Source organism: Saccharothrix sp. NRRL B-16314, from assembly GCF_000716595.1.
Lineage (GTDB): Bacteria > Actinomycetota > Actinomycetes > Mycobacteriales > Pseudonocardiaceae > Actinosynnema.
Genome location: NZ_JNXC01000008.1, coordinates 218,050 through 238,943, shown reverse-complemented (window position 1 = coordinate 238,943; position 20,894 = coordinate 218,050). Strand labels below are relative to the sequence as shown.

The window sequence follows — 20,894 nt, the reverse complement described above, 5'->3', positions numbered from 1 at the left end:
TGAGAATGCGGGGCCGTCTTGACGAGTGAGATCGCACGGGCGAGCGACGAGCACAAGCGGCAGAAGGAGTACTGGCACCGGGCCGGTGACGACGCCGGCTACCGCAGCGACACCGAGTTCACGACCCACACCGGCGGCATCATCGACGTCGCCATCCACGGCCCCACCCGTACCGGCGTGGAGGTCCAGCCCTCACACATCACCGTGTCGACGGCGAGTGATCGCACCGCTCGATCGCATCGGGCCGGCTGGTTGTCGCTGTGGTTCACCGCGGCGGAGCGCTTGCCGAAGTGGTTCCACCGGGTGCCTTCGGTGGGCTGCAACCACATCCCGTGGGACAACCTGCCTCCCCGCGGGTCGGCCGTGGCCACCGGTCTGCGCCGTGTCGACATCGCCAAGTGCACCGTGCACAACTTCGACAGGTGCCCGAACAATCGCCGCCACTGCGGTGGCGATCACCCGAAGCTCAAGCCGTGGCACGGCTTGAAGCTGGACCACGTGGCAGCTCTGGTCCCCGCCGGCAGAGCGGTGCCGCTCGTGACCACCGGCCGGACCGTGTACCTGGTCCCACCGGAAGACCTGGGACTCTACGAGTCGCTGACCGGCGACTCCGCCCGCTACACCCCCGGAAGACCGCCGGGTGCCGACCGCGCCTCGTCGGGGCCCACCGAGTGCCACAACGCGTCGCACCTCACCGAGTCGAGCCTGGAGTGCGAGGGATGCGGCGGACGCCTTCTGTGGAGGCGTCCAGGCCGGGTGCTCTGCGAACGCTGCGACCCGATCATGCGCCTGCCGACCAGCCCTTATCCGCTCTGAGCGGCGGCGGTCGGAGGCGGGGGCGGCGAGGTCGAACCATCGGCCGACGGGCAGCACGTGTGCGAGCCGTCCGGCGTGCGTGCGGAACTCGTGCTCCGGGTCGGCGACCTCCTCGTAGCGCATCGGCACCGCGTACGGGGGAGGTGGTGCAGCGGCGGGTTGCCCGGGACGTGCCCGGACAACCCGCCTCGCGCTCGGACCGCCGGTCAGCCGACCCGGTACGCGCGGATCACGGTCTGGTCCACGGTGTTGCCGTCCGTGTCCGCCGCCTTGGCGCGCAACGACGCGAACGCGCCGGCCGGGTTGGTGACGGTGGCCGTCCACCGCGTGCCGTCACGGCTGACCGGAACGGGCGTCCAGGTGACGCCGTCGTCGAAGGAGACCTCCAGCTCCAGCGACGTCGTGTCGGGCGCCTTGTCCTGCCTGTTCACCGTGACCGGGAAGGAGAACCGGCCGCCCGGCGCGACGTTGTGCAGGTCGACGGGGGGTGCGAAGCCCACCGAGAGCAGGGGGAGCGCCCCACCCGGTCCCTGGCGGAACCCGGAGCGGAACGTCCAGCTGCCGCTGACCTTCGTCGACAACGTCCACCACGGCTGGCCCTCGCGGCTGACGTCGGCGGTCAACCGGTAGGTGCCCTCGTCACGGGAGGCGACGAACACACCGCGTCCCGGCTGGTCCTGCGTGCCGACGACGACGCCGTCCCGGTACAGCGCGGTCGAGCCCTTGTCGTAGCCGAACGGCTGCGCCGCCTTGGCGTGCCCGGCGGCGTCGGCGAAGAACGGCACCGTGATGTCCAGCAGGTCGCCGACGCGCCAGGCCCACGGGTGGTTCTCGCCGAACTCGTTGGAGGTCGTGCCGGCGAACCCCGGCGCGGCCACCGCCGCGTTCCACTGCATCCGGTAGGACTTCCCGGCCTCCAGGGCGGCCCGCTCGTAGCCGGTGCCCGCCGCGGCCCACCAGCCGCCCACCCCGATGCGCCACTTGCCCGGCGTGAAGTGCTCGACGCGTTCGGCGTGCGGAACACCGGGCAGACCCCACTGGGTGCTGATCTCGCCGGTCAGCCCTTCCACCGAGGCGGTGGTGATCGGCGGTTCCTGCTCGGTGCCGCCGTGGTAGACCATGTGCACCGCGGCGAGGTCAGCGGTCTTGGCCACCGTGGTCAGGTTCGCGGGCAGCTGTCCCGATGACGGGTAGGCCAGTTCGTAGCGGTAGGCGCTGCTGGACCGGGCGGTGATGCTCGTCGTCACCCCGCCGGCCTTGACCAGGTCGGCGTACCTCCGGCCCGGCTCGGCGTACAGCCGCAGCGTCGGCAGCACGGCCGGGAAGTCCTCGGCCAGCCGGTTAGCCGCCACCGCCTCTTCCAGCACGCCGACCGCCACCGCCTTGCCGCCCGCGTCCTTGACCGCCCGGATGCGCGCGTAGACCTCGTCGTAGCTCAGCTCACCGGGCAGCTCCAGCACCACTAGCTTGTCCTTGGCGTCGACGCCCGCCAAGTCCTCGGGCGTGCCCTGCCCACCGTGGACGGTCGCCAGCCGCTGGCTGCCGCTCGGTGTCGGCGATCCGCGCAGCCAGCCGGCGGGGAGCTCGAACCGCTGCGGTTCCTCGGCGAACACCTCCAGCTCGGGTTCCTCCAGTCGGAGGTTGTCCGCGTAGCCGAACCAGGGCACGAGCCGCCGTTCTGCCGACTGCGCGTACAGCTCGGTGAACCGGGGGTCGGCCATGTAGGCGAAGCCCGTCGGGTACTCGGGGCGGTTGGTGATCGAGAAGCGGAACTGGGAGTTCCACACGCCGCCGCGCGCCGCGGGTTGGTCGGTGGTGTGCGAGACCCGCTTGCCCTTGCGCAGGTCGAAGTTCACCGTCGTGGTGCGCGAGACCGGCACGTCGGGGTCGACGAAGGTGCTCTCCAGGGGCAGCGCGCCCGGCCTGGGCGTGCTCGCGGCGCCGACCACCGCGTACCTGCCCGCGGGCACCCGCAGCGTCTGCCCGGGTGAACCGAACCACGTCTCACCGTTGTCGACGTCGACCACCAGCACGATGGAGTTGTCCCGGGGTCCGGGTGCGGCGCCGTCGCGGTTCTTCACCGACACGGTCAGGTCGTGCCTCTCCGGCTCGTCGTGGACGCCGACCGGGGTGCGCAGCCGGATCGCGCCGTCCGCGGAGGTCGCGGTGAGCACGCCGCCGTACACGCCGGGCTTGCCCGACCGCGGCGTCATCGTCAGCGTGACGTCCGCCTTGCCCCCGGCCGGGATCGTCACCGAGGACGCGGACAGCACGGCCAACCCGGCCGGCGGAGCCTGCCCCTGCGCGTCGGCCAGCGTGACGCCCAACGCCAGGGTGATCGGCGCGGCGGTGGGGTTGGTGTAGGTCACCGCACGCGCTTCCGGCTGGGAAGCGGGCCACTTCAGGTAGGAGTTGACCGTGCCCGGCGCGACCTGGACGTCCTGCGTGGTCGCCCTGGCCAGGTCGACCAGACCGCCGCCGACCGCGTACACGCCCGCTTCCGCCACCGGCGCCGCCGTGCCGACCAGCGCCGCCTTGAGGCGGTCACCGGTCCAGTCGGGGTGCTGCTGGGCCAGGATCGCCGCCGCGCCCGCGGTGTGCGGCGTGGCCATCGACGTGCCCGACAGCTTGGTGTAGTGCTCGCCCACCGGCTCGCCGATCTGCGCGTCGGCGGCCTTGGCCGCGACGATGTCCGAGCCCGGCGCGGCGATCTCCGGCTTGACCGCGGCGTCGGTCAGCCGCGGACCGCGACTGGAGAAGTCCGACAGCGCGCCGGACTTGGTGACGCTGCCGACCGCGAGCGCCGCGTCGGCCGCCGCCGGGCTGGAGACCGACTCGTCACGGCCCGAGTTCCCGGCCGCCACCACGAACAACGTGCCGTACTGGGCGCTCAGGGCGTTGATCGCCTGCGACGCCGGGTCGGTGCCGTCGGTGGGGCCCGAGCCGAGGCTCAGGTTCACCACCTTGGCCCCGGCTTCGGCCGCCGCCCACCTCATGCCGGCGATGACGTCGTCCATCCGGCCCGACCCGGTGTCGTCGAGCACCTTGCCGATGGCCAGCTTGGCGCCCGGCGCGACGCCCTTGTACTTGCCGCCCGACGCCGCGCCGGAGCCCGCGATGGTGGAGGCGACGTGCGTGCCGTGCCCGTTGCCGTCCCGCGTGCTGCCCGTGCCGCTGAAGTCCTGGCTGACCGCGACCTTGTCCGCCAAGTCGGGGTGCGTGCTGTCGTAGCCGGTGTCCAGCACGGCCACCGTGACGTTCTCGCCGGTCAGGCCGTCGGCCCACGCGGCGGGCGCGCCGACCTGCGGGACGCTGACGTCCAGCGACGCCTGGATGCGCGCGTTCAGCCAGATCCGGCGGGGGCCACCCGCCAGTTGGGCCACACCCGGTTGACCGCCGGTGACGGCCGACCAGAACCGGCGGGCGTCGGTCTTGCGCTCCGCGAGGGCCGTCAAGCGCAGGTCGGGTAACTCCCGTTCGACCTCGGCACCTTCCGGCGCGGCGGCTGCGGTCATGTCGGCGTACTCGACCAGCAGCGGCATCGTGTTGCTGTGCGCGTCGTCGTAGCGCTGCCGGACCAGCCCGGAGACGTTGAACAGCTCCTCGTCCAGCGTCCCGGACTGCACCAGCGGCGCCGCCACCTGCGGCACCACGTAGAGGTCGGTCTCGGTGCCGTTGCGCTTGGCGTACTGGATGAACGCGGCGGGCCTGCCGTCCGCCTCGGGCTCGGTGAGCACCGACCAACGGCCCTGCGCGTCGCGCGTCACGAACACGCGGTGGCCGCTGACCAAGGTGACCCATTGCCCGTCGGTCGCCGTCGCACCTCCCTGCGTCGTGCCCTGCGGTAACCGGACCGCCGCCGCGCTGCCCGCTCCCAGTGGCGCTGTCGCCATCGCGGCGGCCAGAGCCGCCACGCCCGCGAGCAGCCGTACTCGTCGTTTCATGCGCAATCCCCCATCAGTGGAAAGGCTTGTGCCCCACTGGTTATGGACGCATGGGAACGACATGGCGTTGCCCGGATCGCGCAGAACGGTGCGGCTCCATGCGAGTCACCTTGCGGCCGAGCCCGACAGCCACCCCACCTCCGCCTTGGTGTCGAACGCGATGACGCCGACGGCACGGTCGACGGGCGCGAGCGCATCGAGCCGCTCGCGTGCGTCGGCGCGCCGACCACAGCAGGTCGACGTCACCGGGCAGCGCATTCGTTGCCCCATGAAGCGCCTGCGGCGCCTGCGCTTCACCGGGGTCGGGGTGGCGATGTCGTTCTACGTCGGGGGTTCCCCGGGCCCTCTGCTGGACGGCGAGTCGACCGCGCTACGGCTTGGGCCCGAACGATCCGCGCCACGAGTCGGAGGTGCCCCACCCGGTCGTGCAGGTCACCAGGTCGTGTCGGGGTGTCCACCGACTTGGATTCGCCGCGCGACCGCGTACACCCTGACCCTCGCCCGTCCCGACCGGTGGGTGCTCGTCAACCAGACGCTGTGGCGTAGGTGATGTCCGCATTCGTGTAGTCGAACTGGGCGTAGGCGAAGGGGCCGTCGGGCAGGTGCCAGACCGCGGTGCCGCGCCGGGGGCGCATGCGGCCCGCGACCAGGCACCAGCCGTCGACCGGGGTGGACCAGCGGGTCCTGCGCGGGCCCTCGGGCAGGACTGCCCAGCGGTCCTCCGTGGTGAACACGCGTGGTGCGCCGCGGTCGTCCACGGTGACCTGCGCGGTGACCGTGTTGCCGTGGTCGGTCAGGGTCAGGCCGAAGGTGTGCTCGTCGATGGCGGTCCACTCGACGGGAAGGCACAGCAGCATCGACGGTGCCAGCAGGACGGCGTCGTTGAGGAACGTGACCAGCTCGCCGAGGTCGAACTCGCGGCCCTGGCCATCGGCGACCGTGAACAGGCCGAGGGCGGTGGCGTGCATCCGACCGTGGCCCTCCTCGTAGAGGTCCCGCGCCCGCACCGGGATGAGGTGCGCGAGCCTGAGTCGCAGGCGGAAGTCCCGGGTCAGGTCGGTGGCGTCGTTGTGCTGCTCGCTGGTGCAGGCGATCCACCGCTGGTTCGGGCGCGTGCGGAAGAACCCGTGCGCGGTGGCGTGGAAGGACACGTCGGCCGGGCGTCCCGGCACACACGTGAACGTCAGGTAGCGCTGTGCCGGCGCGGGCAGGTGTGCGATGTGGTCCGCGGTGATGGGACCGGCGTGAATCGTGCTCGTCATGGGTGGCACCTCCGCCTTCGATCCTGGTCGGGCCGCGGGATGGGTGGCAGAGCCGAAGGGAACCGTGGAGACGGGACTTCCGGCGGCGATCAGGGATGTCTTCATCGCGCCACGCGGACGCGTCGGAGCGGGCGGACCCGTCCGGGCCCGCCCGCTCGGAGGACGTCACCGCAGCCAGGTGTGGTCGCGGACCACCGGCAGGGTCGCCCACCAGCGGCCGAGGCCCCAGGTCGCGCCCGCGCCGGCGAGGGCGATGGCGATCAGCGCCACGGCGTAGACGATGTGGTAGTCGATGACCGGGTTGGTCGACATGCTCGGCTCGCCCGTCGAGGTGAACCGGGCCGGCGGCCACTCGGCGGCCCACATGAGCAGCATCATGAGGCTGCCGGCGATGGCGGCGATGCGCAGGCCGATCCCGGCGATGACGGCGATGCCGATCGCGAGCAGGCCGAGCATGAAGAGCCAGTCGGCCCACCAGGTGCCGGCGATGGCGTGGAAGGTGGACTCGAACGGGCCGACCGCGACCCGGCTGAGGAACCCCTTGGTGGGCGAACCGCCGTTGACCCACGCGTTGGCCGACTTGGTGGCGTAGCCCAAGCCGAACAGCTTGTCGAGGAACGCCCACAGGAACACGAACCCCATCGTGACCCGCAGGACCGCGAGAACGACGGCTCTGGCGTCTGCGCGGACCGCGGTCGTGGCGGTCGCAAGGGCTGTCGCCCCTGTCGTGGCGCCTGCCTTGGCACCGGACTGGCTGAACGTTGTCATGGCTGCTCTCCTCTTGTGCTCGTCTCGAGATCAGCGTCGCGTCGACGGGCGCTGTGCGACGCGGGCGAAGGTCCCTGATCGACGGAGGACTCCGGCAGCGTCCCGGTGGACCGTCGTCACGGGTCGTCGGGGGAACAGCGCGCAGAGCGTGTTGACGACGACGCCGAGGCCCAGGCCGACATTGACCCACACCACCACCTCGACAGCGTCGTCGGTGAGGAACGGGACGGCAGGCCATCCAGGGGACGCGTTGACCAGGATCAGCAGCACCACGTCGACCACCGCGCCGACCAGGTAGCCGACACGTGGTCCCGCCGTGACGGACGGTCGGATCGATGTGCTCGTCATCGTCTCGTCCACGTCGAACGATCAGGGCTTCGGTGGCTCACGACGGCGGCGGCGACGCCTGCCGTCACGGGATCTCCATCACGGTGTGGCCGTCGTCCTTGATGACGAGACGTCGGGCATCGCCCTCGTGGAGCAGGTCCTCGACCTTCTCGGCGAGCGCTTGCCCGCGCCGGCGCGTGGTCTTCCGGGCTTCCGGTTGCTCGGTCATAGCGGATCTTCGTGCCCGGTCACCTGGGCAGGTGCGTCGGCTGGTGGGTGACGGCCTCGATGTCGGCTGTCGCGGCGTCGAGGAGTCGGTGCGCGAGGTCGGACAGCGCCCTCGCGGTGGCGAGCTCGTCGCCGATCTCGGGAATGTCGGTGTCAGCGGGGTTCAGCCTCGCTGTGCCCACACCGACCAGGTGCGTGTCGTCGCGCGTGCGCAGGCGGGCCTTCGCCCTGGTCTTGTCGTCGTGCTCGTCGATGGTGATGTCGACGCGCCACTGCTTGGTCTCTCTCATCGGTCCTCCTCCGGAACGTCGGCCGCGCGATCCGCAGTCGCGACGGATCACCTCGACCGGGAGGTCGGTCTTCGCTCACCGGGTCCGCAAGAGGTCGCGCACCCGCCGGAACTCGTCCGCGTCGATCTGGCCCCTGGCCAGCCGCGCTTCCAGGATGCGCTCGGCGGAACCCTGGTCGTCCGGCGTGCGGCGCATCGCCAGCGCGGCGATCGTGATCGCGGCACCCAGCAGCAACAACAGCCCGATCACAGTCATCATCACGGTGCCGTAGCCGACGCCGAACCCGTTGTACCAGTGCATGACCGCTCCTTTCCTCATCCCCAGTAGCTCATTCGCCCACCACCCGCGATGCAGCCGAAGGTCCTCGATGAGAAGGGCAGAAGACCTGGTCGCAGTCGACCTCGCACAGCGGTGCGGCCCGACGGGCGGTGCGAGCACGCGCCCCCACCACGAAGCGGGCGGAGGACCGTCGCCGCTCGGTGGAAGGGCCGGCGAAGCTTCATGCCGTTTCCCACTGGTCGATGAGCTCGGTGAGAGGCCGGCGGGGCGTGGGCGGCAGCGGGTCGGCGTTGAACGCGGCCCAGCCGACGCGCAGCAGGATCTGCGGGCAGGAGATGCCGTCCAGCACCTCGACTCGCAGCCGGTCCCTGGTCTCGGCGACCTCCAGCGGCTGGCTGAGCGGTGACGTCGCCAGGCCGGCCGCGGTCGCCTCCAGCAGCACGGCGCTCATGGCTTCGCCGGCGCGCAGGACCGACAGCCGGTCGTCCGAGGACGTGGCCAGGAGCAGCAGCGACGCGCCGTCGTCCGCCGACTCGTCGGCCTGCTCGTCGAGGAGCACTCCGCCGGGGAACTCGCGGAGTCGGACGTCGCCGTGCCGGGGTGCGCCGGACGGCGCGTTGGCGGCGGGCACGCCGTCGACGGCCGCGTGGCCGCCGCTCCACCATCGGACCTCGGCCCGGTAGACGGGGTCGGCGTCCTGGACGGCCGCGGCGGCGCGGATCGCGGAGGCGATGTCGAAGAGGTCACGGGTGCCGGTCACCTCGTGGGCGATGGCGCCTTCCTCAACGGCGCGCTCGGCCAGCCGGTCCAGCACCGGCCGGGGCAGCTCCCAGGACGAGAAGCGACGGCGGTCGGTGCGGCGGTGCGGGATCGCGGTGGCCATCGCCACGTCGGCGTCGGTCGGCTCCCGTCGCGCGAACTCCACCGCCGCGAGGTGCTCGGGCTCCGCCGGGTTGGGCAGCCGGTGGACCACCGCGCGCCACCCGAGCGCCGCCAGCGCCACGCGCAGGTGGTGCAGCGCGGCGCCGCAGCTGAGCAGCAGGTCCGCGCCGAGCGGGTCGGTGGCCGGCAACTGGCGGGACGGGTCCGCGTACAGGTGCACGCTGCGGTCGCCGACCCGCCAACGCCACGGTTGGGTGTTGTGCACCGAGGGCGCGCGGCAGGCCAGGGCCACCGCCGCCGTGATCGTCTCTTCGTCCGGCCGGCTGCGGTCCATCCGAGGCACCTCCAGGCTGTGGTTGCTGCGGTTCGCCTTCGACGGTGGCACCGGCGGCAGGTCGTCCGCAGGGTCGGAGGTCCCGACCCGCCAGGGACCGACGTGTCGCGCCGGGGGCTCGGGACCAAAGACACCGACAGGGAGGGGCCATGCGCACTGCCGACAGCCCACGGGGGCGCGGACCGTTGCGGGGTATGAACGCCGCAGATGTGATGACCCGGCCCGTCTACACGGTCGAACCGTCCACCACGATGCGCGCCGCGAGCGCCATCCTGGTCGACCACGGCTTCTCCGCACTTCCCGTCGTGGGACCGGGCGGGCTGCTGGTCGGCATCGTGTCCGCCTCGGACCTGCTGCTCGCCAACCTCGAACACGGAGCCGCGACGACCGTCGGACAGGTGATGACGACGACGGTCACGAGCGCACCGCTCACCGCCACGCCCACCGAGTTGGCGAGCGCGATGCTGGGACAGCGGCTGCGTTGCCTGCCCGTGGCGGACGCCAGGGGTGCGGTGGTCGGCGTGGTGAGCCGCGGTGACCTGTTGCGCATCCTCACTCCCGCCGACGACGTCCTCGCCGCCCGCGTCGACCGGCTCCTCACCGCCTACAGCCGCACCCGCCGCTGGGAGGTCGACGTGAGCGACGGCCGGGTCGTCGTGACCGGTCAGTTCGACGACGAAGCCGAACGCCGCGTGGTCACCGCGCTCGTCCGCACCGTCCCCGGCATCGCCGGCATCGACCTGCGGATGGCCGTCCTGTCGAAGGCCGAGACCGACTGAGCGCGGTGCTGCGCCCGCACTCCGTCCTGGTGAACCTGGACGAGCTCGGACACTGGAGGAGGTCGAGACGTGCACACGCCATCACCACCAGATTCTCGCCGTACGTCATCTCCGCTGAAGAGCACCCCAGGCCAGGGCGGCCTCCTGCCGGCGTGGCTCGTCAGCACCTTGTGGCGCGAACCTGCGGCATGCCTGAGTTGGGGGTCCTGACGAGGCGGGTCGAGCTCACGGGTGAACCGCTTGACGAACCGCTGCAGACACAGGAATTCCCGGTTATCGGTTGACGCCGGCCCACGAGCCACAGTCTTCTTCCAGGTAGGTGGGGGCGCCATTGATCACCTCGCCGATGCAGACGCGGAAGTCCAGTCGCTGAGCGGGGTCCAGCCAGGGCAGATCGACGATCTTGGGCGGAGTGGGGGCGCCGTTCTTGACCTTGCCGGTCTTGCCGCTGCTGTTGGCCCATGGCCCGGCTTCAATACCGCCGGCGCGAACGGTGAGGATGACTGAGCAGCCGTCACCGAGACCATCGGTTACAACTATGCGGCGCTGATCGAGGAACAGTTCGGCGTGTCCCGCGCCGCCGGGGGCGTAGGCAGTCGGGCGTGGGACGGACTGCGCTGGGGGGCTGGCCGATGTGCCGCGATGGCAGGGCACGCCCCCGCCTGGCCTGTCCGACGCCCGGCTGATGGCTCCGTCCGGTTGCTTGGGCGATGGAGCTGCCGTGGAGCTGTCGATCGGGTCGTCTGAAGTGTTCATATCACCGGATCCGATGAGCAGCGCAACACCGGCGCTCATCGCCGCTACGGCCCCGACCGTCACAACGCCCACCCGCCACCGGGAGGGCCCTAATCGTCGTTGAGCGCGACGGATGCCGGAGCGCGCTCCGCCCGGTACCGCTCGCATCCCGGCCGACGTCACCCCGCCCTCTGGTACGAGGGCTGGATCATCCGGTTGGTTTCGTTGCTGCCCGTCCGTGTCTGCATGATCGAACACGATTGCCGGACCGTCGTGGCCGCTGATGCCGCCGGATACAGCGTCGCCGGGTGTGGGCTCCTGGCGTGGGTCAGCCGTTGGTGGTGGGGTTGTTCCTTTCCGGTCTGAACGTGCGGCGCGGGCGCGGGCGAGTGCCTGGCTCCAGTCGTCGTCGAGACGGAGACCGAGAACGCGCAGCACGATGTCGAACTGCTTGTCGAAGCGGGGCAGGCGTGGGCGCGGTTGTTCATCGAGCCAGCCTCGTACGGTGCTTTCGCCGATGTTCTCGTCGTGCAGCTCGGCGGCCAGATCACTGATCAGGGCGGGCCATCGGCCTGGGTTCGGTCGGTCCGGCCGCGTCGCCGCCCAGGCTTCGACCGCCGCGCGGAACCGTGCCGAGAACTCGGCCTCCGGATCGTCGCTTCGCTGGTTCGTCACTCAAGGCATTGTCCTGGTCACGGGACGCGAGGCGCACGCGGTGGCGCGACTCGCGCGCGACTCGCTTCCTACCTGCGGCGATGCCAGGCCACCCTCTCGGTGGGCGCTTCGTTCGGGAGTGCCCACGCTCGACGAGGAGAGGACTCTCGCTGATGCAGATTCGACCGAAACCCCACCCGATGTGGAGGCCGGTGGTCGCGATCCTGGCCGCGCTCGCCATGACCACGGCAGGAGCGAGTGCCCAGGCCGCGGCTGGCGACCGATGCGCATCCACCCCGTTCGCGGTCGCCGAGACGAACTGGGACCACAACGTCATCGGCCACTACACGTACTACATGCGGGTGAACTCCGAGCTCTACCGGTGCGGCGGCTACGTGCGTGCCATCCACACCGTCTACCTCGACGGCCGCCGTCTCACCCCGGGAGCGACCGTGGTGTTCTTCGTCGGAACCCGGCGCAGCGACGGCAAGTGGCACGGACTGCCTCCGCTGCAGATCACCTCGTTCAAGAACATCGTCGGCCAGCGCTACCAGCAGACCCGCGGTGTCGGCGGCGGCCTCACGATCACTCACGTACGGCTCAACCACTTCGCCGCCTCCAGCCAGGCGAACACCACCCCGCCCTCAAGCAGCACCACGCACTACGTGAAGTGGAACGGCCCGGAGGCCGCCCCCCGACGCGGCTGACCATCTCCCGAGCGGTGACCGACGAGACGGGATCCGGTGCCGACCGGACCAGCCGAGTCCCGGCACACCCGGCCTTCGGCCACCGGGCCCACGGCCGACACATCGGGACACCCTCGACGACCCACCCCTACCAGGAAGGAACGTTGTCATGCACAAGACCGCGACCGCACTACTGATGACAATCGCCACCACCGGCATCCTGGCAACAGCGCCGACCGCTCACGCGGCGACCGTCGCCAACTGCCAGTACCAGGTAACCGCCGACAGGATCTCCGTGTGGGAACTGCCGACCAACTCCAGCACCCGGCTGAAGTACAAGTACCGAGGCGACGTGGTCGGTGGCTACTGCGACTGGACTTACTACAACCAGACTGAGAACCGCGAGTACCTGGCAGTCGCAACCGACGCCGCCGCCGACGACATCGGCTGGGTGAACCGCGACCTCGTCCGCAAGCTGTAGCACCGTCACGGCCTCGTCGGTGGATCATCTCGAACCCCCGATCCCCAACAGGCCCTGCACCGGTGTGCTCACAGCATCACTCCACCGCTGGGGCCGGCCCGGAGTCGAATCGGGCCGGCCCCAGCGCCTGCGACCGCCGGCATCAGTCACCTGCGTGGGCTGAAGCAGTAGCGCCGTACGCCAGCCAGCCCGGCGGGTGCAGTTCGTAGTCCCACCGATCTGTGGTCGGTGAGTCGTTCCGTCGATGTCGTAACGCAGTGTGATGCTGCGCCGGTCGGGTGGAAGCCGGGGGATAAGGCGAGGCAGGCGGCCGGGCGCCGTGCTGTTGACCGGGATTGATTCGCGGTTCGACCAGTCGTTCATGGCGGGTCTGTGGGCGGCCACCGTGCCGATGACGAGGAGCGTCGGGTCGCGGTGGCGGTCGGGGGAACGACGCGGTGAGGCGCTCGCGCTGCCGGTCACCGAGCGGCTCGCATCACCCCTGTGGCACCCGGATGATGTCCCCGGGGTGGATCACGTCGGGGTCGGTGATGGTCGCCGGGTTCGCGGCTACGAGGCGTTGGTAGAGGTTGCCCGCGCCGTAGTAGAGGGTCGACAGCGCCCACAGCGTCTCGCCGGGTTGGACGACGTGCTCAAGGTAGACCCGGTAGCCGGGGACGATCTTCGGCCCGAGGACCACGGGCACGATCACCTTGTCCAACTCCTCGCCGTCCTTCGGCGAGACGTGGAAGACCTCCACGAACAGCCGGGGGAGCGTGAAGCTCGCGCCCGACACGTCCACGCTGAGCTGGAACTGGCTGTGCCCGCCGACACCGTCGCCGGCCATGAAGAAGCCGGTCACCTCGTCGTGGCCCTCGTGGACCCGGTAGTTGAAGCCTGCCTCGAACGCCCCACCGGCCGTCCCGCCGATCCGGATGTCGTTGCCCACCAGGTCGTGCGCCTTCGGTTGCTGCACGTCGATCGACATGGCCACGCCTCCCTCCGTCGGTGTCGGCAGCGTATTCGGCGGAACGAGCGATGTCCGCCGCGCACCGGCGCGTCACCCGTATTGGTGACAGCAGGCGGGAGCTGCCGTTGGGCGCTGATGACTCAGGGCCGGAGGTCCCGGTCGACCAGGGACCGTCGTGACGACCAACGACTCTGTGGTCCGGCGCCGGATCGGACGAACCTCAGGGGTGCCGAAGCGGGCGAGGAGGGCGGGACATGGACACGCGGTCAAGCCTTGGAGGACCGGCACACCGGGCCTGCGCCGGGCGCAACTCGCTCGACGACCGGCTCGGAGGTGCCGTCGCGGTCGCCTCGGTCGCGGTGGCGCTGCTCGAACTGCCGATCGTCGCGGTGATCGGGTCGGAGGTGTACGCGACGCGAGCCGCGCGGTCCGAGGAGCAGACGCGCACCTGTTACTCGGGGAAAGCGGCTTTGTCGGTCGACGCGTCCGGCTCGCCGAGCGGCGGCACCGCGATCGTCGCCTCAAAAGTGGTGGAAGGCGCGGTCGTCATGGCGACGGCAGCGGCGATGGGCTCGTGGATCGCGCTCGGCGGCGCGATGGCGCTCGGATACGTGCTGGTCCGCTCGGCGCACACCCGACTGCGGGATCTGTGGAGGACCGAGTGGGCTGCTGTCGAGCCCGGCTGGAGGACGTTGGCATGACCACCTGTCCCGTTCGCGTGCACGGCCGGTTCGACCCGGCGCCCAACCGCTGGCTGTGGCTGGTGAAGTGGCTGCTGGTGGTCCCGCACTGCTTCGTGCTGGCCTTCCTCTGGGTGGCGTTCGGCGCGGTGAGCGTGGTCGCGTTCGCCGCGGTCCTGATCACGGGCCGTTACCCGCGTCCGCTGTTCGACTTCGCGCTCGGTGTGCTGCGTTGGACGTGGCGGGTCGCGTACTACTCGTTCGGCGCGCTGGCGACCGACCGGTATCCGCCGTTCAGCCTGGGGAGGAGCCGGACTACCCGGCGACGCTGGACATCGCCTACCCCGAGCGGCTCTCGCGCGGCCTGGTGCTGGTGAAGTGGCTGTTGGCCGTCCCGCACCTGCTCATCGTGGGGGTCTTCTTCGGTGGTGGCGGCTACCTGGCCTTCCGGGCGGGGGAGTGGGCGTACAGCCCGGCTGGTGGGTTGGTCGGCCTGCTCGTGCTGATCGCCGGTGTGGTGCTGTTGTTCACCGGTCGCTACCCGCGAGGTGTGTTCGACTTCGTGTTGGGCATGGACCGCTGGGCGCTGCGCGTCGCGGCGTACGTGGGCCTGATGACCGACGCCTACCCGCCGTTGCGGTTCGACACCGGCGGCGACGAACCCGGTGTCACCGCGCTCGGCGTGCCACCTTCTCCCGCGCCGCCGGGCGGCACCGTGGGCCGTGTCGTCCCGGCGGTGATCGGCGTCCTGTTGCTGCTCGCCGGAACCGGGCTGTCGGCGGCCGGGGCGCTCGGCCTGTGGGCCGACCAGACCCAGCGCGACGCGACGGGCGCGGTCACCGCGCCTGCGCAGACCGTGCGCAGCACCGGGTACGCGGTGGAGCTCGGCACCGCCGAGATGCACTGGACCGAGGCGGGCTGGGCGGTCGGTGAGGACTGGCTCGGCACGATCGGCCTGCGGGTCGACCCCGACGCGTTCGTCGGCATCGGCCCCAGCGCCGACGTCGCCCGCTACCTGGCCGGTGTCGACCGCGACCGCGTGAGCGGTTTCGGCGATCAGGCCCTGCACCGGCACAGCGCGGGTACCGCCCCCGCCGGGCCGCCGCACGCCCAGCCGTTCTGGGTGGTTTCCGGGTACGGCTCGCTCACCTGGGCCGCGCGGCCCGGCGACTGGACCGCGGTGGTGATGAACGCCGACGGCTCGCGTGCGGTCGACACGACTCTCGTGGCCACCGCGACCCTGCCCGCGCTCGCGCCCGCGGCGTGGACGGCGCTCGGCGGCGGCGTGCTGCTGCTGTTCCTCGGCGGCGGATCGGTGCTGTTCGCCGCGACCCGACCGAGCCGACCGAGCCGACCGACCAGACCGACGGCGCCCGTCCGCACCACGATCGAAGGAGAAACCCATGCGTGAACCTGATGTCGTCTCGCTGATGACCCGCGAGGTGGTGAAGGTCGATGGCGGCACCCCGTTCAAGGAGGTCGTCGCCATCCTGGCCGACGGTGCGTTCAGCGCCGTGCCGGTGGTGGACACCGACGGCCGACCGGTCGGCGTGGTGTCGGAGGCCGACCTGCTGCCCAAGGAGGAGTACCGGGGCGGCACCGAACCCGGACCGTCGGTGTTCGCCCGCCGCGACACCAGGCAGCGCTGGCGACAGGCACACGGCACCACCGCGGCCGACGTCATGACCACCCCGGTCATCACCATCGGGCCGGACGAGCCCGCGAGCGCCGCCGCGCGCAAGCTGGCGGTGGAGGGTGTGCGCCGGTTGTTCGTCGTGGACGCAGACGGCAGGCTTGTCGGCGTCCTGTCCCGCCGCGACCTGCTGAAGGTGTTCCTGCGCGGCGACGAGGAGCTGCGCCGCACCATCATCCGGGACGTCATGCAGCGGACGTTGTGGGTGAAGCCCACGGCGGTCGAGGTCGAAGTGGTCGACGGCGTGGTCACGCTGCGCGGCACGATCGAACGCCGCAGCGAAGCCGACATCGCACGCCGCCTCACCCAGGCCCTGCCCGGCGTGGTCGACGTCCACGACCACCTGTCCTACAGCTGGGACGACACCGACACCAGTCACCGGATCGGGTGACGGCGGTGCCGGACGCGGCGGAGCGCACCACGGGCGGACTTACCTCGACCGAGGCCGCCCGGAGGCTGCGCGAGGACGGTGCCTTCGGCGTGTCGGGACCGGCCGAGGCGTTCGTCGGCGATGGCGGCGTTCACGCTCGGGCTGCTCGTGGGCGGCCGGCACCTCGCCGATCCGGTGTGCAGGGCCGCCTCTGCCGGGTCCATGTGGTGAGTTGAACCGTTCGAGTGGGGTGCACCTGCCCGTAGAGCGGTTCGGCGGGGACGGTGAGAACGGGTGTCCTCGGGGGTTCCGTTCACGAGGTCCTCCCGGTCCGCAGGGGAAACCGTGATCCGGTCCTCGTCGTAGTCGGTCCGGAGTCCGCCGAGTTGTTCGATGTCAACGTCTTCGGTGCACAGGAAGACGTCACCGCGCCGCCCGACGCCGTACCCGTCCGGGCACACTCTGAGGCGGGCACGGCCCTTGTTCAGGCGTAGTCGGGCAGCGTCCGGGCCACGTCGTGCGGCGACGGCATCGCGGCCACCTCGGCGGCCATCGCGCGGGCCGCGTCGCGCACGGCCTCGTCGGTGAGCAGCCGCCGCGCCTTGGTCGTGATCGCCTCGGCGGTCACGTCCGCGGCCAGGAGGTGGTCGCCCAGCCCGGCCTCGGTCACCACCTCGGCGTTGTTGAACTGGTCGGCCGCCTGCGGTAGGACGAGCTGCGGCACGCCCGCGCCCAACGTGCCCAACGTGGTGCCCGCGCCGCCGTGGTGGACCACGAGGTCCGCGTGGGGCAGCAAGTCGGCCTGGGGCACCCACGGCAGCACCACGACGTTGTCCGGCAGTTCGCTCAGCGCCGCCGGATCGACCTTCAGCCCGCCGGACACGAGCACCCTCGCGCCCACCGCCGCCAGGCCGTCGATGGCCGTGCGCAACAGCGCCGCCTCGCTGAACGCCGTGCCCAACGTCAGGTACACCAAGGGTTCCCGGTGCTCCACGACCCACGACGGCAACTCGCCCGGCGCGGCGAACGCCACCGGCCGCAACGGGATCCGGTGCGCCGACGAGGCCAGGAACGCCGGGTTCTGCACCGAAGGCGGGCAGATGTCGAGGTACGGGTGACCCAGCGTCATGGAGTCGGTCCGGGGCACCTCGACGCCCAGCTCCGCGCCGAGGGCGGTGAGGTAGTCGCGCGCGGGCTCGGCGAAGTCGGGCTCCTGCCACATCCGACCGTACGAGTGGCACAGCGCGGGCACGCCCGCGACGTCCGCGGCCAGTCCCGCGCCGGGGTTGCCGAACTCGTGCACGACCAGGTCCGGCTTGCGCTCGGCGAGGATCGGCCCGAGGTCGGTGGCGAAGCTGCGGGGCAGCACCGAGGCGAACGTGAACGCGACCCGCTCGGCGTCGACGTCGCTCGGCGTCCCGGGCCTGGCACCCGCGATGGCGGACTCGTAAGCCTTGCGCGGCGACATGCCGCCCGGGATGTGCTCGATGCCTTGTGAGGCCAGGACATCCGCGAACAGCTTGCCGGTGAAGTAGTGGACGTCGTGGCCGAGCTCCCGCGCGGCGACGGCGAGCGGCAGCAGGGGGAAGGTGTGCCCGTACAAGCCGAGGCTGGAGAAGAGGATTCGCACGGTTCAGAGCCTAGTGTCCGACCGCACGGGTCAGTTGTCGATCGCGTGGTAGGTGGCGGTCCACAAATCGTGCCACATAGGCAACCTCTGGTCGCCGGAGTGCCCGCGCTGCATGAAGAAGACCGCCGTCAGGTCCTCGGCGGGATCGTTGTACCAGGCGGTGCCGTAGAAGCCGGACCACCCGTAGCTGCCGACCGACGGGCCGACCCCGCTGCGGCGGGTCAGGACCGACATCCCGAGACCCCAGCCCATCTCGTTGAAGAACCCCGGCCAGAACCCGGAGGCTGCCTTCTGCGCCGGGGTCAGGTGGTCGCTGGTCAACAGCGTGACCGACGCTCGCGAGAGGACCCGCCGGCCGTGGTGGGAGCCGCCGGCCAGCAGGGCCGAAGCGAAGGCGAAGTAGTCCTGGGCGGTCGAGACGAGTCCGCCGCCACCGGATTCGAACACCGGCGGTCGGCTCCACCGCCCGTCGGGGCCGTCGTCCACGACCGGCTCGCCGGTGGCCGCGTTGTCGCGGTGGTACGCCGTGGCCACGCGGGCGATGTCGTCGCCGCTCACGCTGAAGGCGGTGTCCTTCATGCCGAGCGGATCGCAGAGCCGGTCACGGATGGCGTCCCCGAAGGACACCCCGGTGGCCCTGGCGATGAGCACGCCGGTCACGTTGGAGGCGGTGTCGTACATCCAGCGCTCACCCGGCTGGTGGACGAGCGGAAGTTCGCCCAGCCCGCGCATCCACGCGTCCGGTGACGAGTAGTCGAGTGCGTTGAGCGCGTCGAAGATCGGGACCTTCCCCGGGCCGATCGGCATCATGCCGATGCCGCAGGTGTACGTCAGCAGGTCCCGCAGCGTGATCGGGCGTTGTGCCGCAACGGTTTCGTCCAGCGGACCCCGGGGATCGGCGAGCACGGTCATGTCCGACAGCTCCGGGAGGAGGTCGTCGACCGGGTCGTCGAGGCGCAGGGTGCCGTCGTCGACGAGCGTCATCGCGCACGCGGCGACCAGCGGCTTGGTCATCGAGGCCGTGCGGCAGATCGTGTCGGCCGCCATCGGCGTCCCCGAGCCCGCGCCCTCGAACGCCAGCGTGCCCGTTGCTTCGACGTGCACCTGGCCGTGGCGGGCGAGAACGGCCACCGCGCCGGGCACGAAGCCGGACTCGACCTGGAGCTCCAGCAGCTCCCGCACCCGGGCCAGCCGCTTCGACGAGAAGCCACCGGTGCCCATTCGCCCCCACCTCATCCCATCCGTCCGCACGTCGCCTGTCGCGCGACGACGTGACCTTCCGCGACGACGCCGGGTCGGCGTCCGGTCCCTGACCCCGGCGCCAGTCCCGGGCCAGGGCTTCCAGTGCTCAACGCCCGGTGCCGGTGGTGAGGGGTTCCGGCCACGCGGCGGGGTCCGTCGCGTCGGACGGGGCGGTGGGGCACAGGATGTAGTGGCGTGGGGCGAGGGCGTTGAGGCGGTCGGGCAGCGCGGCCAGGCAACGGGCGTGGGCCTGTTCGGGTGTCCGCACGGCGTCGGTCACGGTCAGGTAGGCGACCAGGTCCCGGCCGTCGACCGAGCCGAAGACGCGGGCCGTCGACGGCGCCAGGGCTTCGCCCAGCAGTTGTTGCACCTCGGCGAGGTCGACCCAGCACGAGTCGACCAGCACCCAGTCGGGCGGGCGGGCGATGGGGTCCAGGCCGGTGACCTCGCGGAGGCGCGAGGCGTCGAGGTCCTGGCCTGCCGCACCGACCAGCACGCGCTCGACGGCCAGCAACAGCGACTCCACCTCGGCTCGGGGCACCAGCCCGGTGTCCGCGCTCCACAGGTCGAGCCGGACCCGACTGTCCACTTCGTCCAGGCCGAACCGCACCGGTGTTCCGTTGTGGGGCACGGGACGCGCTCGCAGTTCCGTCTGCCGCAGCGCGGCGGTGATCTCCTCCGGCCGGTGCTTGACGCCCGCGGTGACCCCGGACCACGACTCGTGCATGAGGCTGTTGAACAACGGGTCGTAGAGGAAGTGCATCCCCCGTTCGTGCTGGATCCGCTCGTCCTCCGAGCCACGCTCGACGCCGTCGTACCGGGCGTGCCTGCTCGCCTCCAGCACCGCGGCCCACGTGTGCTTGACCAGCGCGTCGAAGCTCCGGTCGCCGACCTCAATGGCGACGAGGTTGCCCTGAGCCAGGGAACCGACGAAGTCGACCAGGTGGCGGTCGAAGCGGTTGCTCGACAGCGACGGGAACACCAGCTCGCGGTAGCCGGTGCGCCGCGCGATCACCGCGCACGTCGCGGCGAGCACGACGGAAGACCGGCTGGACCGGGTGCGTGCCGCCACCTGTCGCACCGCCATCGCGGCGGCCGGGGACGACAGCTCCACCGCCAGCGGCTCGCCGGACGGCCTGGCCCCCGGCAGCGCGAGCAGGCAGCGGGGTTGCCGCCGGGCCAGTTCGCGGACGTAGTCGTTCGCCGCGCGGGTCCGCCGTCGCTCGGCAGGCGTCGCCTCCAGCTCGGCCTGGTCCAGCGGCTGGTGGCGGGGTTCGCCCACGTGCCGGCGGTCCGGGTGCGCGAGCATCTCGGCGAACTCGCGCTTGAGCACCTCGATGGAGCCGAAGTCGACGGCCAGGTGCGAGAACCCCGCGACGCAGGCGATGACCGTGCCGTGCTCGTCGGTGGCCACCGCCATCCGCAGCGTGGTGGCGGCCGTGTCGCGCCGTTCCCGCAACCACGAGAGCAGCCTCACGGCCACCGCCGAGCGGTCGCGAGGCCCCCACGTGCCCTCGCCGAGGGAGCACACGTGGAGCGTGAACGTGCCGGTCGCCGCGACCACCTGACGGGGTTCCTCGCCCCGGAGGTAGGTGGTCCGCAGGGATTCGTGCCTGGCCACGAGCACGGCGGCCGTCTCGGCCACGTCGTCCACGGACTTCCCGCCGGGCACGGGCAGCTCGACGCGCAGGAACGCGGCGATGTGGTCGTCGTCGTCCTGCAACCACTGCATGGTGTTGAGCTGGCCGAGGGTGACGGGTCCTTCGGCCGCACGCGATCCGGTGAAGCCGACCTGGATGGCGTCGACGGGCGTGAGCCGCGTGCGCCGCCGGCGCTGACCGGTGTCGGTCGAGGTGCTCATCCCG

General features: G+C 71.4%; 22 protein-coding genes. 8 read left to right on the top strand and 14 right to left on the bottom strand.

Annotated elements, in window-relative coordinates:
• Positions 1-18: 18 nt before the first annotated feature.
• Positions 19-816, top strand: coding sequence for a hypothetical protein (locus OQ02_RS44805; protein ID WP_033439180.1), 798 nt, complete (start codon positions 19-21; stop codon positions 814-816).
• A 206-nt stretch (positions 817-1,022) separates the two neighbouring features.
• Here OQ02_RS44805 and OQ02_RS16005 read toward each other — a convergent pair whose 3' ends face one another.
• The 9 genes from OQ02_RS16005 to OQ02_RS15975 form a co-directional block, all read right to left on the bottom strand.
• Positions 1,023-4,760: a S8 family serine peptidase gene (locus tag OQ02_RS16005; RefSeq protein WP_197043355.1), complete on the bottom strand. Its 3,738-nt coding sequence runs from the start codon at positions 4,758-4,760 to the stop codon at positions 1,023-1,025.
• A gap of 105 nt (positions 4,761-4,865) precedes the next feature.
• On the bottom strand, positions 4,866-5,057 hold the full coding sequence (locus tag OQ02_RS43790; protein WP_156077072.1) for a hypothetical protein: 192 nt from the start codon (positions 5,055-5,057) through the stop codon (positions 4,866-4,868).
• Between the two features lie 227 nt (positions 5,058-5,284).
• The gene (locus OQ02_RS16000) at positions 5,285-6,022 is read right to left on the bottom strand and encodes a DUF6544 family protein (RefSeq protein ID WP_033439178.1); all 738 of its coding nucleotides are present in this window, start codon (positions 6,020-6,022) and stop codon (positions 5,285-5,287) included.
• 165 nt (positions 6,023-6,187) lie between these two features.
• On the bottom strand, positions 6,188-6,790 hold the full coding sequence (locus OQ02_RS15995) for a DoxX family membrane protein (RefSeq protein WP_033439177.1): 603 nt from the start codon (positions 6,788-6,790) through the stop codon (positions 6,188-6,190).
• A 30-nt stretch (positions 6,791-6,820) separates the two neighbouring features.
• Positions 6,821-7,138: a hypothetical protein gene (locus tag OQ02_RS15990; protein WP_156077071.1), complete on the bottom strand. Its 318-nt coding sequence runs from the start codon at positions 7,136-7,138 to the stop codon at positions 6,821-6,823.
• 64 nt (positions 7,139-7,202) lie between these two features.
• A complete protein-coding gene (locus OQ02_RS42415; protein WP_081915678.1) occupies positions 7,203-7,346 on the bottom strand; it encodes a DUF4342 domain-containing protein in 144 nt (47 codons plus the stop codon).
• Positions 7,347-7,365: 19 nt separating this feature from the next.
• The gene (locus tag OQ02_RS15985) at positions 7,366-7,635 is read right to left on the bottom strand and encodes a DUF1876 domain-containing protein (RefSeq protein WP_033439176.1); all 270 of its coding nucleotides are present in this window, start codon (positions 7,633-7,635) and stop codon (positions 7,366-7,368) included.
• A 75-nt stretch (positions 7,636-7,710) separates the two neighbouring features.
• Entirely contained in the window at positions 7,711-7,935 is a 225-nt protein-coding gene (locus OQ02_RS15980; RefSeq protein ID WP_033439175.1) for an SHOCT domain-containing protein, read from the bottom strand.
• A gap of 199 nt (positions 7,936-8,134) precedes the next feature.
• Complete coding sequence (locus tag OQ02_RS15975; RefSeq protein ID WP_033439308.1) at positions 8,135-9,130, bottom strand: Acg family FMN-binding oxidoreductase; 996 nt, start codon at positions 9,128-9,130, stop codon at positions 8,135-8,137.
• Positions 9,131-9,324: 194 nt separating this feature from the next.
• Between OQ02_RS15975 and OQ02_RS15970 the strand changes: the two genes are divergently transcribed.
• The gene (locus OQ02_RS15970) at positions 9,325-9,909 is read left to right on the top strand and encodes a CBS domain-containing protein (protein ID WP_033439174.1); all 585 of its coding nucleotides are present in this window, start codon (positions 9,325-9,327) and stop codon (positions 9,907-9,909) included.
• Between the two features lie 273 nt (positions 9,910-10,182).
• On the opposite strand, the gene OQ02_RS43785 is transcribed toward OQ02_RS15970, so the two are convergent.
• Positions 10,183-11,319, bottom strand: coding sequence for a hypothetical protein (locus tag OQ02_RS43785; RefSeq protein ID WP_156077070.1), 1,137 nt, complete (start codon positions 11,317-11,319; stop codon positions 10,183-10,185).
• A gap of 152 nt (positions 11,320-11,471) precedes the next feature.
• On the opposite strand from OQ02_RS43785, the gene OQ02_RS15965 reads away from it, so the two are divergent.
• Positions 11,472-12,005: a hypothetical protein gene (locus tag OQ02_RS15965; protein WP_156077069.1), complete on the top strand. Its 534-nt coding sequence runs from the start codon at positions 11,472-11,474 to the stop codon at positions 12,003-12,005.
• 148 nt (positions 12,006-12,153) lie between these two features.
• Complete coding sequence (locus OQ02_RS15960; RefSeq protein WP_033439172.1) at positions 12,154-12,465, top strand: hypothetical protein; 312 nt, start codon at positions 12,154-12,156, stop codon at positions 12,463-12,465.
• 475 nt (positions 12,466-12,940) lie between these two features.
• On the opposite strand, the gene OQ02_RS15955 is transcribed toward OQ02_RS15960, so the two are convergent.
• On the bottom strand, positions 12,941-13,432 hold the full coding sequence (locus tag OQ02_RS15955) for a Gmad2 immunoglobulin-like domain-containing protein (RefSeq protein ID WP_033439307.1): 492 nt from the start codon (positions 13,430-13,432) through the stop codon (positions 12,941-12,943).
• 236 nt (positions 13,433-13,668) lie between these two features.
• Between OQ02_RS15955 and OQ02_RS15950 the strand changes: the two genes are divergently transcribed.
• The 4 genes from OQ02_RS15950 to OQ02_RS15940 are packed head-to-tail and all read left to right on the top strand — an operon-like array spanning position 13,669 to position 16,178.
• Positions 13,669-14,115 carry a hypothetical protein gene (locus OQ02_RS15950; RefSeq protein WP_033439171.1) on the top strand — a complete coding sequence of 149 codons (447 nt, stop codon included), beginning with the start codon at positions 13,669-13,671 and terminating at the stop codon, positions 14,113-14,115.
• The gene (locus tag OQ02_RS45765) at positions 14,112-14,471 is read left to right on the top strand and encodes a DUF4389 domain-containing protein (protein ID WP_231500054.1); all 360 of its coding nucleotides are present in this window, start codon (positions 14,112-14,114) and stop codon (positions 14,469-14,471) included. Before OQ02_RS15950 ends, OQ02_RS45765 begins: the two co-directional genes overlap by 4 nt.
• Positions 14,468-15,505: a DUF4389 domain-containing protein gene (locus tag OQ02_RS40115; protein WP_231500053.1), complete on the top strand. Its 1,038-nt coding sequence runs from the start codon at positions 14,468-14,470 to the stop codon at positions 15,503-15,505. Before OQ02_RS45765 ends, OQ02_RS40115 begins: the two co-directional genes overlap by 4 nt.
• On the top strand, positions 15,498-16,178 hold the full coding sequence (locus OQ02_RS15940) for a CBS domain-containing protein (RefSeq protein WP_033439170.1): 681 nt from the start codon (positions 15,498-15,500) through the stop codon (positions 16,176-16,178). Before OQ02_RS40115 ends, OQ02_RS15940 begins: the two co-directional genes overlap by 8 nt.
• Positions 16,179-16,641: 463 nt before the next feature.
• Here OQ02_RS15940 and OQ02_RS15935 read toward each other — a convergent pair whose 3' ends face one another.
• From OQ02_RS15935 to OQ02_RS15925, 3 genes are all read right to left on the bottom strand, one after another.
• Positions 16,642-17,787 carry a glycosyltransferase gene (locus tag OQ02_RS15935; RefSeq protein WP_033439169.1) on the bottom strand — a complete coding sequence of 382 codons (1,146 nt, stop codon included), beginning with the start codon at positions 17,785-17,787 and terminating at the stop codon, positions 16,642-16,644.
• 30 nt (positions 17,788-17,817) lie between these two features.
• Positions 17,818-19,008, bottom strand: a complete 1,191-nt coding sequence (locus OQ02_RS15930) for a serine hydrolase domain-containing protein (RefSeq protein WP_033439168.1) — start codon at positions 19,006-19,008, stop codon at positions 17,818-17,820.
• Positions 19,009-19,135: 127 nt separating this feature from the next.
• Entirely contained in the window at positions 19,136-20,890 is a 1,755-nt protein-coding gene (locus OQ02_RS15925; protein ID WP_033439167.1) for a condensation domain-containing protein, read from the bottom strand.
• Positions 20,891-20,894: the final 4 nt, after the last annotated feature.

What these genes read in the sequence shown, in the direction of transcription:
- OQ02_RS16005 (WP_197043355.1), bottom strand. Translation starts at nt 4,760, where the DNA reads ATGAAACGACGAGTACGGCTGCTCGCGGGCGTGGCGGCTCTGGCCGCC.
- OQ02_RS16000 (WP_033439178.1), bottom strand. Translation starts at nt 6,022, where the DNA reads ATGACGAGCACGATTCACGCCGGTCCCATCACCGCGGACCACATCGCA.
- OQ02_RS15995 (WP_033439177.1), bottom strand. Translation starts at nt 6,790, where the DNA reads ATGACAACGTTCAGCCAGTCCGGTGCCAAGGCAGGCGCCACGACAGGG.
- OQ02_RS15990 (WP_156077071.1), bottom strand. Translation starts at nt 7,138, where the DNA reads ATGACGAGCACATCGATCCGACCGTCCGTCACGGCGGGACCACGTGTC.
- OQ02_RS42415 (WP_081915678.1), bottom strand. Translation starts at nt 7,346, where the DNA reads ATGACCGAGCAACCGGAAGCCCGGAAGACCACGCGCCGGCGCGGGCAA.
- OQ02_RS15985 (WP_033439176.1), bottom strand. Translation starts at nt 7,635, where the DNA reads ATGAGAGAGACCAAGCAGTGGCGCGTCGACATCACCATCGACGAGCAC.
- OQ02_RS15980 (WP_033439175.1), bottom strand. Translation starts at nt 7,935, where the DNA reads ATGCACTGGTACAACGGGTTCGGCGTCGGCTACGGCACCGTGATGATG.
- OQ02_RS15975 (WP_033439308.1), bottom strand. Translation starts at nt 9,130, where the DNA reads ATGGACCGCAGCCGGCCGGACGAAGAGACGATCACGGCGGCGGTGGCC.
- OQ02_RS15970 (WP_033439174.1), top strand. Translation starts at nt 9,325, where the DNA reads ATGAACGCCGCAGATGTGATGACCCGGCCCGTCTACACGGTCGAACCG.
- OQ02_RS15965 (WP_156077069.1), top strand. Translation starts at nt 11,472, where the DNA reads ATGCAGATTCGACCGAAACCCCACCCGATGTGGAGGCCGGTGGTCGCG.
- OQ02_RS15960 (WP_033439172.1), top strand. Translation starts at nt 12,154, where the DNA reads ATGCACAAGACCGCGACCGCACTACTGATGACAATCGCCACCACCGGC.
- OQ02_RS15955 (WP_033439307.1), bottom strand. Translation starts at nt 13,432, where the DNA reads ATGTCGATCGACGTGCAGCAACCGAAGGCGCACGACCTGGTGGGCAAC.
- OQ02_RS15950 (WP_033439171.1), top strand. Translation starts at nt 13,669, where the DNA reads ATGGACACGCGGTCAAGCCTTGGAGGACCGGCACACCGGGCCTGCGCC.
- OQ02_RS45765 (WP_231500054.1), top strand. Translation starts at nt 14,112, where the DNA reads ATGACCACCTGTCCCGTTCGCGTGCACGGCCGGTTCGACCCGGCGCCC.
- OQ02_RS15940 (WP_033439170.1), top strand. Translation starts at nt 15,498, where the DNA reads ATGCGTGAACCTGATGTCGTCTCGCTGATGACCCGCGAGGTGGTGAAG.
- OQ02_RS15930 (WP_033439168.1), bottom strand. Translation starts at nt 19,008, where the DNA reads ATGGGCACCGGTGGCTTCTCGTCGAAGCGGCTGGCCCGGGTGCGGGAG.
- OQ02_RS15925 (WP_033439167.1), bottom strand. Translation starts at nt 20,890, where the DNA reads ATGAGCACCTCGACCGACACCGGTCAGCGCCGGCGGCGCACGCGGCTC.